The organism is Arthrobacter sp. USHLN218 (assembly GCF_037144715.1).
Taxonomy (GTDB): domain Bacteria; phylum Actinomycetota; class Actinomycetes; order Actinomycetales; family Micrococcaceae; genus Crystallibacter.
Genome location: NZ_JBBCYT010000001.1, coordinates 495,496 through 509,108 on the forward strand (window position 1 = coordinate 495,496; position 13,613 = coordinate 509,108).

Annotated in this window: 14 protein-coding genes; 9 read left to right on the top strand and 5 right to left on the bottom strand. The window is 70.0% G+C overall.

Annotation, left to right across the window (positions count from 1 at the left end; translation table 11 throughout):
- Positions 1–66 precede the first annotated feature (66 nt).
- Together WFH44_RS02200 and WFH44_RS02205 are read left to right on the top strand one after the other, a co-directional pair.
- On the top strand, positions 67–894 hold the full coding sequence (locus tag WFH44_RS02200; RefSeq protein WP_336711388.1) for an alpha/beta fold hydrolase: 828 nt from the start codon (positions 67–69) through the stop codon (positions 892–894).
- A 2-nt stretch (positions 895–896) separates the two neighbouring features.
- Positions 897–2,015 (top strand): zinc-binding dehydrogenase, encoded by a 1,119-nt coding sequence (locus tag WFH44_RS02205; protein WP_336711390.1) that lies wholly within the window; start codon positions 897–899, stop codon positions 2,013–2,015.
- Between the two features lie 44 nt (positions 2,016–2,059).
- Here the strand turns inward: WFH44_RS02205 and WFH44_RS02210 are convergent, their stop codons facing one another.
- On the bottom strand, positions 2,060–3,250 hold the full coding sequence (locus WFH44_RS02210; protein ID WP_336711392.1) for an acyltransferase family protein: 1,191 nt from the start codon (positions 3,248–3,250) through the stop codon (positions 2,060–2,062).
- 672 nt (positions 3,251–3,922) lie between these two features.
- Between WFH44_RS02210 and WFH44_RS02215 the strand changes: the two genes are divergently transcribed.
- The 5 genes from WFH44_RS02215 (at position 3,923) to WFH44_RS02235 (ending at position 7,712) form a co-directional block, all read left to right on the top strand.
- On the top strand, positions 3,923–4,054 hold the full coding sequence (locus WFH44_RS02215) for a hypothetical protein (protein ID WP_336711394.1): 132 nt from the start codon (positions 3,923–3,925) through the stop codon (positions 4,052–4,054).
- A 123-nt stretch (positions 4,055–4,177) separates the two neighbouring features.
- The gene (locus WFH44_RS02220; RefSeq protein ID WP_336711395.1) at positions 4,178–4,984 is read left to right on the top strand and encodes an alpha/beta fold hydrolase; all 807 of its coding nucleotides are present in this window, start codon (positions 4,178–4,180) and stop codon (positions 4,982–4,984) included.
- An 86-nt stretch (positions 4,985–5,070) separates the two neighbouring features.
- Positions 5,071–5,790 carry a hypothetical protein gene (locus WFH44_RS02225; RefSeq protein WP_336711396.1) on the top strand — a complete coding sequence of 240 codons (720 nt, stop codon included), beginning with the start codon at positions 5,071–5,073 and terminating at the stop codon, positions 5,788–5,790.
- Positions 5,791–5,796: 6 nt separating this feature from the next.
- A complete protein-coding gene (locus WFH44_RS02230; protein ID WP_336711397.1) occupies positions 5,797–7,011 on the top strand; it encodes a sensor histidine kinase in 1,215 nt (404 codons plus the stop codon).
- A complete protein-coding gene (locus WFH44_RS02235; RefSeq protein ID WP_336711399.1) occupies positions 7,011–7,712 on the top strand; it encodes a response regulator transcription factor in 702 nt (233 codons plus the stop codon). Before WFH44_RS02230 ends, WFH44_RS02235 begins: the two co-directional genes overlap by 1 nt.
- 65 nt (positions 7,713–7,777) lie before the next feature.
- Here WFH44_RS02235 and WFH44_RS02240 read toward each other — a convergent pair whose 3' ends face one another.
- Positions 7,778–8,296 carry a hypothetical protein gene (locus tag WFH44_RS02240; protein ID WP_336711401.1) on the bottom strand — a complete coding sequence of 173 codons (519 nt, stop codon included), beginning with the start codon at positions 8,294–8,296 and terminating at the stop codon, positions 7,778–7,780.
- A 264-nt stretch (positions 8,297–8,560) separates the two neighbouring features.
- Here WFH44_RS02240 and WFH44_RS02245 point away from each other — a divergent pair, with 264 nt between their 5' ends.
- Together WFH44_RS02245 and WFH44_RS02250 are read left to right on the top strand one after the other, a co-directional pair.
- Positions 8,561–8,992 carry a hypothetical protein gene (locus WFH44_RS02245; protein ID WP_336711403.1) on the top strand — a complete coding sequence of 144 codons (432 nt, stop codon included), beginning with the start codon at positions 8,561–8,563 and terminating at the stop codon, positions 8,990–8,992.
- 66 nt (positions 8,993–9,058) lie between these two features.
- Positions 9,059–10,189 carry a PKD domain-containing protein gene (locus WFH44_RS02250; protein ID WP_336711405.1) on the top strand — a complete coding sequence of 377 codons (1,131 nt, stop codon included), beginning with the start codon at positions 9,059–9,061 and terminating at the stop codon, positions 10,187–10,189.
- On the opposite strand, the gene WFH44_RS02255 is transcribed toward WFH44_RS02250, so the two are convergent.
- Genes WFH44_RS02255 through WFH44_RS02265 form a run of 3 tightly spaced genes read right to left on the bottom strand, consistent with a single transcriptional unit; the run spans position 10,179 to position 13,588 of the window.
- The gene (locus WFH44_RS02255; RefSeq protein ID WP_336711406.1) at positions 10,179–10,628 is read right to left on the bottom strand and encodes an exodeoxyribonuclease VII small subunit; all 450 of its coding nucleotides are present in this window, start codon (positions 10,626–10,628) and stop codon (positions 10,179–10,181) included. The two genes, WFH44_RS02250 and WFH44_RS02255, sit on opposite strands and share 11 nt — an antisense overlap.
- 34 nt (positions 10,629–10,662) lie before the next feature.
- Positions 10,663–11,208 carry a hypothetical protein gene (locus tag WFH44_RS02260; protein ID WP_336711407.1) on the bottom strand — a complete coding sequence of 182 codons (546 nt, stop codon included), beginning with the start codon at positions 11,206–11,208 and terminating at the stop codon, positions 10,663–10,665.
- Positions 11,201–13,588 carry a caspase family protein gene (locus tag WFH44_RS02265; protein ID WP_336711409.1) on the bottom strand — a complete coding sequence of 796 codons (2,388 nt, stop codon included), beginning with the start codon at positions 13,586–13,588 and terminating at the stop codon, positions 11,201–11,203. Before WFH44_RS02265 ends, WFH44_RS02260 begins: the two co-directional genes overlap by 8 nt.
- Between the last annotated feature and the right edge of the window lie 25 nt (positions 13,589–13,613).

Sequence of the window (13,613 nt, forward strand, 5' to 3'; positions counted from 1 at the left end):
GGGGGCGGGCCGGCCGGGCTGCCCTCAGGGTGTTCGGCGGGTACGGCAGCCGCCGGGGAGGTCGGAATGGGTAAGTATGTGCAGGCCGGGCAGCTGCAGGTCTGGACGGAACAGGTTGGCGAGGGTCCGGATGTGCTGCTGATCGGCGGCCTGGGCGACACCGTGGAGTCATGGCAGCCCCAGCTGGACGGGCTGGCGGACCGCTACCGTCTAACGGCATTCGACAACCGGGGCGCCGGCAGGACGGCGATGCCGGCGGAACCTCCGACGGTGGAGGCCATGGCCGACGATGCTGCCGAAGTGCTCGGGGCGCTGGGCATCGAGTCGGCGCACGTGGCCGGGTTTTCCGGCGGGAGCATCATCTCGCAGGAACTGGCGCTGCGGCACCCCGGCCAGGTGCGCAGCCTGGTGCTGCAGAGCACCTGGTCCGCGATGGACCCCTACCTGAAGGCGTTGACCGGCGCCCTGCACTGGCAGCTGGAGCGAGCGCCGGATGCGCGTTCGTTCCTGGATTATTTCTTCCTGCTCGTCTATACGCCGCGGGCCTACAACAGCGGCAGGGTGGAGCAGATCATCGACGAGGTCCTGGCCTTCGAGCACCCGCAGTCAGACGAGGACTTCCTGAAGTTCCTGGACGCCTTCACCGGCCACGAAACAACGGGCCGGCTGGGCAGCATCCACGTGCCGACGCTGGTGCTGGCCGGCGGCATCGATCCGATGAGCCGGCCGGAGCTGGGCAGGGCGGTGGCGGACGGGATCCCCGGGGCGCTGTTCGAGGTGATGGCTGGGGAATCGCACCAGCCGTTCCAGGAGATTCCCGATGTCTGGAATGCGCGCGTGCATGACTTCTGGCAGGATGCGGACAGGAAGCATTCGGGTACGACTTGGAGCTGAACATGCGCGCATCTGTCCTTTACTCGGCCGGCCTGTCCCGGCCCTACGCCGACTCGAAGCCGCTGGTGCTGGAGGAGCTGGACGCACCCGCCCCTCGGCCCGGCGAGCTCGCCGTCGACATCACGTACTCGAGCCTGTGCCACTCGGACCTTTCCGTGGTGGACGGGGTGCGCGTGCGGCCGCTGCCGATGGCTCTGGGCCACGAGGCCGTGGGCCGGGTGGCCGCCGTCGGCGAGGGTGTGGCCGATGTGCGGGTGGGAGACCACGTGGTGCTGGTGTTCGTGCCGAGCTGCGGCGCCTGCAAGCTGTGCCGGGCCGGGCGGCCGGCGCTGTGCCCCAAGGCCGCCGAGGCCAACGGCAGCGGCGACCTGCTGCACGGGCCGGCGCTGCTGCGCACGCGGCAGGGGGAGCGGATCAACCACCATCTGGGCGTCTCGGCCTTCGCCGACCATGCCGTGGTGGCGCGGGAGTCCGTGGTGGTGATTGACGACGACGTGCCCGACGAGGTGGCGGCAATGTTCGGTTGCGCCGTGCTCACCGGCATGGGCGCGGTGGCCAACACGGCGCAGGTGCAGGCCGGGCAGTCGGTCGCCGTCTTCGGGCTCGGCGCCGTCGGCCTGGCAGCCGTGATGGCGGCGAAACTGGCCGGCGCCTCCGCGGTAGTCGCCATCGACCCCAATGCCGCGAAGCATCCGCTGGCGTTGGAAGCCGGGGCCACGCATGCGGGCGTCCCGGAGGAGGCGGCAGCACTGATCCGGCAGGCCACGGGGGAGGACGGTGCCGATGTCGCGATCGAGGCCGCCGGCTCCGCCCGCGTGCTCGCCGCCTGCCTCGAGGTGACGAACCGCGGCGGCGCCGCCGTCGCCGTCGGACTCCCGCATCCGTCCCAGGAACTGACGGTTCCGGCGCTGCAGTTCGCCGGCGCCGGGAAGCGGCTGCTTGGCTCCTACATGGGCGACGCGGTGCCCGGCCGGGACATCCCGCTCTACCTGGAACACTGGCGGGCCGGGCGGCTGCCGGTGGAGCTGCTGCATACGGACACGCGGCCGCTCGCCGAGATTAACGAAGGCCTCGATGCGCTGGCCGCCGGCGACGTGGTGCGCAGGCTCTTCACTCCCTGACGGCAGCAGGAAGGCGGGAACCCGGGGCCCGAAGCCGTGCCCCGCTAGTTCCGGACGGCGGGCGCCTCGTCAAGGCCCGTGCTTTCCTGTCCGGCCGGGGCATGCGCCTCGACGGTGTGGCGCTGGCGGGTATTGAGGAAGTGCCGCTCGACCAGCAGGAAGAAGAGCCAGCAAAGGACCAGGACGGCCGGCACGACGGCGAAGGTCATGACGGCCCAGTGCGTGGCCAGGCTCAGGTCGAGCGGCAGCAGCAGCAGGTTCGCCAGCCCGAGGAGAGGGCTGTGGAAAAGATAGACGCTGTAGGAAATCAGGCCGAGGAAGAGCATCGGGCGCGTCTGCAGCAGCCTTGCCCCGCGGGGGACCCTTCCCGCCACTGCCCGGCGGCCCAGCCAGACGAGGCCGGCGGCGATGGCGAGGCCGGTCATCAGTTCCATCAGGCCGCGGGTGGGCAGCGGGATCTCCGATCTGAACACGGCGCAGCCGACGGTAGCGGCGGCCAGGAGAACAAAGACGGGGCCGGCAGCCCGGACCGTCTTCTTCCGCATGGTCAGCTGCGCGGCCCACATCCCGGCGGCGAAGAGGGCTACCAGCCAGGGATGCACGAAGCCGAAGGCGCGCTCGGCCAGCAGCCAGAAGCTCGCCGCGGTCAGGGCGCCGACGATGATTGCCGGATGGATCCGCCGCCACAGAGGCAGGAGCAGCAGCGGCATCAGGAAATAGATGTGCCATTCGACGGCGACGCTCCAGAGCGGACCGTTGATCTTGCCGATCCACTGGTGGTTGAAATCGTGCACCAAAAGGAAGTGGCTGATGGTGCTGCCCCACGTGACGGGGATCTTCGAGTCCCACTGGGTATCGCCCTTTTCCTGCAGGACCGGGAAAAGTGCGATCAGCAGGAGCGAGAAGACGAGGGCGGCGTAATAGGGCGGCAGGATGCGTTTGCCGCGGCGCTTGATGAAGGACCACACCCCGTTCCGGAACTTCAGTCCCGGTGTCGAGAGGACGGGCAGCATCAGCACATAGCCCGAGAGCACGATGAACACCGGGACGCCGAGGTAGCCCCAGCCCAGGAACTCCTTGAGCGCCGGCAGCTCCGCCCTGGACTCGCCGCTGAGGCCCGTGAAGAGGTAGGCGTGGTAGAGCACGACGAGGATCGCCGAGAGGCCGCGGAGGCCGTCAAGGTACGGAAACTCGGGGCGTTTGGGCGTGGTGGGCTCGGTGGCGGGCAGCGACAAGCGTGTCTCCAAAGCATCGCGGGCGAATTCCGTCCGATGTTACTAGCCGAAGGCACTGATTCCCGTGCCATGTGACCTCGACGCGGGAAGTCTTCGGCACCCGGGCCCGTCGGATATCAGGGCCGCAGGTGACCGGCCAGTACGTTACGCGGATTCGTAACAATGAATTTCGGACGTCCATGCATAAATGGCACACTGATGGACGGCACGAGCGGCCGCGATTTACCCCCAAAGACGCTGGCCTGGCCCGGCGGATGCGTTCCCCCATTGCATCCGCTGAGGTGCCGTTGCGAAGACCCCCGCTCCGAGACTGGCGGGGGTCTTCCGCATTTGAGGGGCATTCGCCGCGAGCAGCGGCCATCGCCGCCCTCCCCGGCAAAATCACACCGCGCCGCGCTTCCCAGACCGGCCGCCGATGGGTTATGTTTTTGCATACAGCACGGAATGGAACGTTCTTCCACTGCGGGCTGCGGGCAAGTTGGGGCGTTGGGGAACGTTGTAATTTCTTCCTGTATCCATGCCTCAGTGCGCTCTGGAACTGGGAGGCTCTCAGTCCTGAAATGCCGGGCACGTACGTGGTACCAGATCCCCCAAAAATCGGGTCAGTACGTGCCCGGCCCAGCAGGGCTGCGGCCCCCATCGGGTCAGTGCTGAACAGTTGGGGAAACTGCAATGAGTTATCGAAACCTGCGCCGCAAGTGGCGCCGTTTGAATCCGGATAAGAAGCGCCATATGGCCAACGCGGTCGTGTTTGTGCTCGGTGCCATGGTCCTGGCGGCGGGGACCTATTCCCTCGCGCTGTAACGCCGGGCACGGCATCAGGCCTTAGGGGGAAACGACGACGGCGGGCGGCCGGCACCCGGTCGCGGTTCCGCCGTCGTACGCCCTGGCGTGGACCGCCGAAACCGCGGCGCGTAGGGTCGGAATATGAGCGAGCTGCGCGTGAGGGACGTGACCCTGTACTACGAGGAGCACGGGGCGGGCACGCCGATCCTGTGCATCCACGGCACCGGCGGCTCGGCCGGCGGGTGGGGCGGCGCGCTGGACGAGCTGGCCGCGCGCGGGCGGACCATCGCATATGACCGGCGCGGCCACGGCCGCAGCGAGCGGCCCGAGCCGTACGAACTGACCTCGGTCGAGGAGCACGCCGACGACGCGGCCGGACTGCTGCGCGGCCTTCACGCGACGCACGCCGTCGTGATCGGCCGCGGCTACGGCGCCGAAATCGCCCTCGACCTGGTGGAACGCTATCCGGGGCTGGTCCGCGCGCTGATCCTGCTGGAACCGGCCATCCTCACCCTCACGGCTGAGGCCCACTCGTGGGAAGGCGCGCTGGTGGACGGCGTGGTTCTCGCGGCCGGGGCCGGCGGGCCCGCAGCGGGAGCCGAGAGCTACTACCGCCGGGTGCTGCGGGACGAGGAGTGGGACGAACTGCCCGAGGAGCTGCGCAGCACGATGCTGGGCAACGCGCCCGCGGTACTGGCCGAGCTGAAGGGCGGCCCCTCGCGGCCGGACGAGGGCGCGCTGGCACAGCTGCACAAGCCCGTGCTGATCGTTTCCAGTGCCGATTCGCCGCCGGTCTTCCGCGCCGTGGACGAGGTGCTGGCGGACCTGGTTCCCGGGGCGGTGCACGAGGTCGTCCTCGGGCCGGCGGGTCCGGCCCTGCCCGAAGTGCTGGGATTCCTGGACGGTCTGCTGGACGGGCGGGACCAGCCGGGCTACGAAAACGCCTGAGTGCCACCCGGCACCGCAGGCCCGGGACGCGTGGACGCGGGGGACCGGCGGCGGGATAATCAGGCGTAGCGGGAAGGGGTGTTCCCATGACTACAGACGAAGCGGTCTGCGCGCGGTTCGTATCCATCCAGCGGCCGGGCGCGGCAGATGCGGATGCCGGCCACGTGTGCTGGGGAGTGCTGATCAGCGACACGATGGTGGTCTGCCGCGATCTCGGCTGGGTGGAGGAGGCCGACCGCTGGTGGGACGTGCTGGTGGCTGCGCCCCGGCCTGGCGGCTCGGGCACGGCGGAGCACATCCGGATGCGGGAGATCGATGTGCTCGGCAGCCCGGGTGGGTCCGGCACGGTTGCCGTGGTGAAACTCGCCCATGCCCCGGCTTACGAGGTGCGCACCGACGTTGTCCTCGATGATTTCGACGAGGAGGAGTTCTACCGGGCACTCGGCGCCGAGGGGAATGTGTGCGCCGCGCTGGAAGCGGTGCGGGTGCTGCCAGCGGTGCGGCCGGAGGGGACAGTTACCGAGCTGCTGGGACCGGTGGACAAGTGGCAGCCGGATCGCCGGGGGCTGCGCGTCCGGAGTTTCGATCCGCGCGCCCCGCTGGCCGAAGCGGGCGGCGCCGGGATGGAGAGTGCGGAAGCGGAAGGTGCGGAGGCGCGCGGCGCTGCGCCTACCGAGGGCGTTAGCCCCGGGGAGCCGCAGGGCGGAAACGCAGGTCCCGGAACCGGGGGAGAAGCCGGTTCGGCGCCGAAGCCGCCGAAACCGCCTGACCGGATCCTGCTGTGCTTCTTCAAGAAGTGCAGGTAAGCCGCCATGCGCCCGCTGCGGTTCCCGGCCGGGGTGACCCCGGCGCTGGAGGTGCTGGGGCTGGTGCTGCTGTACGCGCTGGACCTGGCGGTGTCCTGGGATTACAGCAGCACGCCGGCCTGGCTTGATCCGCGCGCCGTGCCCCTGCTGGGCCTGGCGGTCTACGTGCCGCTGCTCTGGCGCCGGAAGCGGCCGCTGCTGGTGCTGGCGTTGTCGGTGCTGGCGAGCATCGGGGTCTCGCTGCTGGTTCCGCACACGGTGCTGATGCTCGGACCGTTCGTGGCGCTGTATTCGGCGGCCCGGTACACCAAGCTGCGGCCCGCCTACGCGGGGCTGGGCATGGCCCTGGTGCTGGTGGTGGTGAACGTGCTGGCCCAGCTGGAGCTGGTGGCGCCGCAGGACGCCGGCCAGCTGATCCTGGTCAGCGGGCTGCTGGGCACGATGATGACCGTGGCGGCCTTCGCGGCCGGACGCTGGGGACGCAGCGCCGCGCGCCAGCGGCGCATCCAGGCCCAGCTCGCGGCGGCTGACGAGCGCAGCCGCATTGCCCGCGAGCTCCACGATGTGGTGGCGCACTCGGTCAGCCTGATGCTGCTGCAGGCCGCAGGGGCCGCGCGGCTCCTGCAAAGCGATCCGGAGCGCGCCCGGACGGCGCTGGGCCATGTCGACGAGCTCGGCGGCCAGGCCATCGCGGAGCTGCGCCGGATGCTTGGCCTGCTGGTTCCCTCGGATTCCGGAGGAACGGCGGATGCGGCGCGACGGCTGGACGAGCTGCCGGATCTCCTGCAGCAGCTGCGGGCCGCGGGGCGGGACGTCGTGCTGGAGGTGGATGGCGAACCGGCAGCGCTGCCGGCCGACGCCGGCACAGCCGCGTTCCGCGTGGCGCAGGAGGCGCTGACGAATGCGGCGAAGTACGCGGATCCGCAGCGTCCGGTGGAAGTCCGCCTCGCCTGGAGCGACGGCGGACTCGGGCTGACCGTGCGGAGCCACGGCAGCCGTGCCGGCACCGGGCGGCCGGCGGGAACCGGGCACGGAATCGGCGGGATGCGGCAGCGGGCGGCATCGGTCGGCGGCACGCTGGAGGCGGGTACGACGCCGGACGGCGGCTTCCTGGTGTCCGCTTCGTTCCCCGCGGCGGGCCAGGCGACGGGTCAGGCAGCGGGCCGCAGGCGGCGGCACCACTGGCGGCCGCGGCTGGCCCGGGTGGGAGGCCGGTCCTGATGGAAGCCCCGGAGTCACGAGGCATCCGGGTCCTGCTGGCCGACGACGAGGCGCTGGTCCGGGGAGGACTGGCTATGCTGCTTGAGGCTGAGCAGGGCATCACCGTGGCCGGGGAGGCCGCCGACGGGGCCGAAGCGGTGGAGCAGGCGGTCCGGATCCAGCCGGACGTCGTCGTGATGGACATCCGCATGCCCGGAACCGATGGCGTTGAAGCGACCCGGCAGCTGAGCTCGGACGCGTTCCTGGACAAGGTGGACACTGTCCCCGCGGTGCTGGTGCTGACCACGTTCGGAGACGACGAGGCGGTCAGGACCGCGCTGCGCTCGGGTGCCTCCGGCTTCATCCTGAAGAGCTCGGCGCCGCGGGCCCTGGGCGACGCCGTCCGCGCGCTGGCGGCCGGGGGCGGCTGGCTTGATCCGGCGATCACGCGCGGCCTGCTGGCCGACTTCGTGCGCAGGCCCGACAGGCGGGACCCGGGTTCAGTCGAAATGGCCCAGCTGACCAAGCGGGAGCGGGATGTGCTGACGGTGGCGGCGCACGGGCTCAGCAACGCCGAGATCGCCACGCACCTTTTCCTGAGCGAGGCGACCGTCAAGACCCATATGCACCGGATCTTCCTGAAGCTGGGCATCACCGACCGGGCGCAGGCAGTGGCCGCCGCCTACAAGAGCGGGCTCGTGCGTTCCGAGGACCGGCTGTAGCCGCGGCGGGCAGTCCGGGCCGGAAGTCCCCTGGCTTCCGGCCCGGACTAGTTTAGGCGTCCGGCCTACTGGTGGACGTACGCGAGATGGCTGTAGTGCCAGCCGTGCCAGCCGCTCCATTGTCCGTCGTAGACCTGGTAGGTCACGCGGTGGTAAACCTCTTCGTCACCGTGTTCGGTGTCCGGAGCCTGCAGCTCGATGTGGTAGATCCGGGTGTCTTCGTGCTCGAAGTAGTCGTCCGCCGACCAGTCCCCCAGGTACTGGTCCGGGCCGTGGTCCTGCTCCCATTGCTGGTCGTACAACTCGATGCCATAGCCCTCGTCGCAATGGACCTTGATCCGGTAGTCGACGGAGTCGTCGTGCGTGCCATAGTCGTTGTAGTCGACCACGGGCTTGAGCGCCCACACTTCACATCCGTGGTGATCGTCCCCGCCGTGATCGTCGCTGGCCTGCGCCGGGCCGGCCAACGCCATGGGTACGGCACCGGCGGCCAGGGCCAGCGCGGCTGCCGCCGCTCCGGCCTTTCCGAACCTGGACCTGCGGGTCGCCTGTCCTGATACGGAATCCGTCTTCTTAGTGACCATGTGCTTGCTCCTGCTGAGAGGTCTTGGCTGAAGTTCGCGTTCCCGTCGGGAACACACCAACAGCTTCGGCCCGCGGGGGCAGGCTGCGAGTCCACCCCGGGTCTGATTTAGCGCGTACATCCCCGGTTGTAGCGGCGGCGGGAGATTTGCAGCGGCAGGCCGACGCGGGCGCAGCGGCCCCGCGGGCAAACTGAGGGCAATCGCACCGATATGGGAGAGGACCTTAGGATGGCCGAGCAAGCAGTTTCACGGATAGACGCCTTCATGTCCGTCCAAGCCCTTTGCGCGGACAGGAGCCACGATCCATCGCCCGCGCTGCTGCGTGATTCCTACGCCGCCACAGTCCGGTTCTGCTGCGGTTTCAGGCACCTGCAGGCGGCTCCCGCCCCGCCGCCGAACGAAGCGATCGTCTACATGCCGCGCTACGCCCAGGTGGCGGAGGCATGCACGTTCGCCGCGCTCGCCGAGGGATACCGCGCGGCGCTGCAGGACGGCGCGGCGGGAACCGAAGAGGACCTGCTCGGGGCGGTCCGCCGCCTGGCGGACCTCGTCGCCGCGGACCTCGCGACGGCCCGGCAGAACTACATCAAGTACCTCAGCAGCGAACTCGGCTGGTGGCTGGAGCGGCTCCAGTGGCTGCTCGACCAGGCAGGCGCCGGCGTGGCGGCCAGCGGGGCCCGGGCCGCCGCGCGTTGACTGCTGCTCCGGCCGGGGCCACATTAGGAGGAGGGATACCGCAAACCGGGGCCAGGCGGAGGATCCGTGTTCCCTGCAGCAGCCGTGACGGGGGCGGGCGGAGTGCAACGTGTGCTCCGCAGGGTCCTGCTTGTGCTCGTGGCCGCCATGTCCTGGCTGGCCGGGAGCGCTTTCCCCGGGGTCGCCGGCCCGGTCCCGCTCGCCGCCGGGACCCGGGGCCAGCCGCCGCTGCCGCCGATCGCGGTCTTCGAAGCCGTGTGCGAGGACCTGACCTGCTTCCTCGATGCCTCCGCTTCCCTCGATCCGGACGGGACCATCGCCACCTACGACTGGGACTTCGGGGACGGAACCCGCGGCCAAGGCATCGCGCTGGAACAGAAATTCGGCGAGCCGGGGACCTACACAATCGTGCTGACCGTCACCGACCAGTCCGGGATGTCCTCGGCTTTCAGCCAGACCGTGACGCTGCAGCTGCCCACCGGTTCCCCGCCTGCGCAAAGCACGTTGCCCGACGTCGTTGTCCCGCCGCCCCCGACCGAAACCTGGTACTCCTATTCCGAGGAGCCGCTCCCCGGTACGGAACCGGGAGCAGGCAGCAGCCCGCCCCTTCCGGGACAGGCCGCCCAGGAAATCCTGGACCGTTGTTTCGAGGGCACGCTCGTGTTCCGGCCGCCGTCGCCAATGGAGCAGGGCGAAACCACCTCCTGGTCGATCCGCGTGGCGCTTCACGGCTCGGAAGAGGACCCGTCACAGGGCCTGCCGGGCCAAGGGCCCGTGGAGACCCGCACGCCCCGGCTATGCGAGCTGATGCGGGCCGAACTGACCGGAGACGGCATGGACATCACGGCGACCAGCGGCGCCGACGGACTGATCTCGCTTCCCGCGGAAGGCGTGGGCGAGTGGAGCTGGGACATCACGCCGCGCGAAGCCGGGGAGAAGGAGATGACGCTGCGGCTGCTGGCTCCGGGACCGGAGGGCAGCAACATCATGGTCGAGACGTACCGGGAAACCATCGACGTGCAGGTGCGGCTGGGCTACGTCGTGGGCAACGCGGTCAAGGAATGGGCGGGGCCGCTCGGCCTGAGCGTTCCCGTGGTGGTCACTGCGATCGGCGTGCTCTATGCGTGGTGGCAACGGCGGCGGTACAAGCCCAAGCACGCCCCGGCCTCCAATACCTCCGCACCGCCTAGTCGATGAAGGCGGCCTTGGAGCTGTACTCCTGGTAGAGCCGCACGGCCTCGTCCAGGGGAAGCTGCCCGTACCTGAGCGCGGCCAGCAGGCCCTCGAGCTGCGCGCTGGCGGATTCGGCGGTGGAGATCTGCTCGCTGGTGTTGCGGGAATTCGCCAGCCCGGTGGTGATGGCGGCAACCAGCGAAAGGATCGAGGCCAGCGCGCAGATGACCTGCCAGACGATGGCGCTGTCCGGGAGGGAGAAGATTTCCGCTACGGCGTTATTGAAGCCGTCCCGGCCGAAGCCCGGACCGGCGGTCAAGGCGGCGGCCACGGCGCTTGCGATGAGGCTGGTGGTGGTCAGAAGGTTGCGTCTCGGCCGCGCCCGGCGCAGGTAGGCCCGGATGCTTTCACGGCGCTCGTCGATTTGCCGGCTCAGGTCCTGGCGGCCTTGCGCGTTGTCCATCTCCTCATCCCTTTCCATCGTGTGCGGGCTGTGCTCAGGGCAGCCGCCAGCCTCCGTACCGGGCATTCGGGCGCAGGGGCGGCGTGCTTCCGCCGCCGAGGCGTTCGAAGACCGGGGCCGGCACGAACCTGGCCCACAGTGAGGCGGCCCTGCCACATCCGCCGGCATAGACGTCCAACGAACAGACGGCGGGGAACCCGGCAGGGGCGGGAGGACGGCGCAGGCACCACCACCCGCCGTCGTTCCTGCTGATTCCCGGAACCTGCGCCGAGGGCGGTACCCGGACACGGAACGGACCGGGAGGCTGGTCGGCTTCCCCTCCGGAGAGGGGATCCAGGGTCCGGCGGTCCGCGGTGCGGACCAGGACGCCCACGTCCACGGGCGCCGCGGCGCCGGAGGCCGTGATGCCGATCCAGCAGCCCTCGCCCTCGGGCAGCACGACCAGGAAGCTGCCAGGCCCTGTGGAACAGCAGGGCAGCGCACCGGCGCTGGCCGGGAGGGAGGAGATCAGGCCGGAGGCGGGCAGCGGATAGCGCTGGAAGGAGACGGACAGCCCCTCCGCCAGGGGCAGCTCAAACACTGTCGTTCCCGAGGATGGTCGCGGCAGCGGACGCCGGGATCAGCAGCCTGCGGGTCGCCTCCTCGTCGTCCTGCGGGGCATTGTCCTTGGCCCAGCGGGCGAGCTGGCGGGCATGCAGCAGCTTCGCGCCGGGATCCGCCGCCCAGGTCAGGAACGGGCCGAAGTTCGTTACGGCGTGCACACGCTGCCATAGCTCATCCGGTATGAGCCGGGCATCGGCGTAGCTCGCCTGCGTCAGCAGCTTCCACCCGTACTTGAAGATCGGCGGGACGGGGAACGGTTCCCGCCAGCGGAGGGCGGGATCCGTGCAGCGCAGCGACAAGGCCGCGATGTCCGGGTGGAAGCCCGCGATCTTCTGCCTGAGCCGGACCACCGCCGCGTCCAGCTGCTCGTGCTGGCTCGGGGTTCCGCCCTGGGCGCCCTCCATCGCGATCAGCAGCAGGTAGGAACCGATGATCGCGGCGATCGGGTCTTCGTATTCCTCCAGCAGCAGCTTCTGCAGTCCCGAACCGTGTGGCTTGCCCAGCAGGTCGCGGCCCTGGGCCAGCGCCAGGCGCGCGGTCTCCAGCACCTGGTCCGCTTCGGACGCCGCGTCCGTCTCCCCGGTGCTGCCTCCGGCCTGGCGCATGAACACCGCCGCGTCGACAATGGGAACGATGTCGTCTTCCCCGACGCCCGGAATGAGCAGCGCGGGGGAGCGCTGCAGGGCGACCTGGGTCACCCAGCCGGCGCAGGCCATCACGGTCGCTTCGCCGATCCGGCCGCTGCGGAAGGTGTGGCGCAGGTAGTACGGTCCGGGTTCCAGGTCGCGTTCCCAGACCGCTACCGGCTCGGCGGACGAACCCTGCTGCAGCTGCGAATGCTCCAGCAGGCCGGCGACAACCTCGCCGGAGGGGGAAACGAGCTCCAGGCCTTCCATCGGATGGCCCGGCTGGCCGGGCAGCCTGTCCGCCTCCAGCCAGTAGCGCGCCAGGACGGACAGGGTGGAGCCGACCGGCCCGGCGGCCGCATGTCCCGCGCGTTCGACCGCCTTCACGAACGGTTCGACATGGCTCTCGTGCACCATCGCGCTGCCCGGAATCGGTGCAGGCGACGGCACGGCAGGAGCCGGAGAGGCCGCCGCCAGGTGATCGTCGAGAAGGATCACGTCTTCGGTCACCGAGGATATATCGCGCCCGAGCTCGATCCGGATCTTGTAGACCCCGGGAGCGTCGAATTCGTGCAGCGCGCCGGTGTCGGAGAAGATCCGGTTCAGGTTGTGGTCCAGCACCGAGACGGTCGCGGCGGGGTTGTTAGCCTCGACGTCGATCCCGTACAGGTTCGTGGGATGCGGCGGCCGCACCCGCCGGCCGGTCCGCCCAAGTGCCACGTCCAGGGGGCCGGCGCCGGTGACCTGGAAGCCCTGGCGGATGCCGGCGTCGGGCATCTCCGCGACGTAGAGTCCCCGGGCCAGCTGTCCCTGCCAGAAGCTGCCGGTGATTTTCTGGTCCACGACCGCCGCGTGCGGCCTGCCGGTCCAGAGCTTCAGCGGCTGCCCGGCCGCTTCCGGCGGCAGGCCAAGGCGGACGGGGTAGGTGGGGCGGCTGTGCAGGCGCCGGAACGTGATGCCGGCGTCGGCCCTGATGAAGGGATGGAGGTCCACCGCCGAGGAACTGCGAACCTGCTCGGGCAGGAACTCCGGCATGGTGTCATGCAGGAACGCCTTCAGGCTCTCGCCCGTGATCCTGCCGTGCTCGTCGGTCGCGCCGCCCCGCAGCCCCTGCAGCAGCGTGTAGCTGAAGACCCCGTGGATCTTGCCGTCCGGCATGGTGTGCTCCAGGGCGCTCTTGGTCTGCGCCGCCACGGCGACGAACGCCGGGCCGGGCACGCCGGTGCCGCTGCCGGCGCGGATCGGCACGCTGCTGACCGGAATGCTCTGCTGGCTGGTCATGCAGCAGTCCATCCACAGCACATATTCGCGGAACCGCAGGGCCTTCCGGAAATTCCGCATCCAGTCGTAGGCGTAGACATACGAGGGGACGCTCAGCGTGGCCTCCGCGGTGAAGAGCGCCCCTTCCTCCAGCACCGGCGCGAACCCGTGGCCGGAGAAGTAGAGGTAGAGCCGGCCGCCCATCGTCCCGGCCGTTTCCTCCTCGATCCAGGTCAGGACCCTGCGGATTTTCCCTTCCTCCGGCTGGGGTTCCTCCGGCAGCGGGGGATCGAAGTCCGCCGACCGGACCATCCGGACATTGTCGGGGCTGAGCGCGCCGCCGTCGGGCGCCAGGAGCCAGTCGCGGATGTCGGCCGCATCCGTGTCCGGCCCCTGCAGGTCCGCGTTCGCGCCAAGTGCGGCGAGCTTCGGGTACCGGGAAATCCCGACGACGACGGCGTAGTCAGCCACGTGCCTTATCCTCCTGCTCTGGGGT

Coding starts and splice junctions, on each gene's coding strand:
- WFH44_RS02205 (WP_336711390.1), top strand. CDS start 897: ATGCGCGCATCTGTCCTTTACTCGGCCGGCCTGTCCCGGCCCTACGCC.
- WFH44_RS02245 (WP_336711403.1), top strand. CDS start 8,561: ATGTCCGTCCAAGCCCTTTGCGCGGACAGGAGCCACGATCCATCGCCC.
- WFH44_RS02215 (WP_336711394.1), top strand. CDS start 3,923: ATGAGTTATCGAAACCTGCGCCGCAAGTGGCGCCGTTTGAATCCGGAT.
- WFH44_RS02220 (WP_336711395.1), top strand. CDS start 4,178: ATGAGCGAGCTGCGCGTGAGGGACGTGACCCTGTACTACGAGGAGCAC.
- WFH44_RS02225 (WP_336711396.1), top strand. CDS start 5,071: ATGACTACAGACGAAGCGGTCTGCGCGCGGTTCGTATCCATCCAGCGG.
- WFH44_RS02240 (WP_336711401.1), bottom strand. CDS start 8,296: ATGGTCACTAAGAAGACGGATTCCGTATCAGGACAGGCGACCCGCAGG.
- WFH44_RS02230 (WP_336711397.1), top strand. CDS start 5,797: ATGCGCCCGCTGCGGTTCCCGGCCGGGGTGACCCCGGCGCTGGAGGTG.
- WFH44_RS02200 (WP_336711388.1), top strand. CDS start 67: ATGGGTAAGTATGTGCAGGCCGGGCAGCTGCAGGTCTGGACGGAACAG.
- WFH44_RS02255 (WP_336711406.1), bottom strand. CDS start 10,628: ATGGACAACGCGCAAGGCCGCCAGGACCTGAGCCGGCAAATCGACGAG.
- WFH44_RS02235 (WP_336711399.1), top strand. CDS start 7,011: ATGGAAGCCCCGGAGTCACGAGGCATCCGGGTCCTGCTGGCCGACGAC.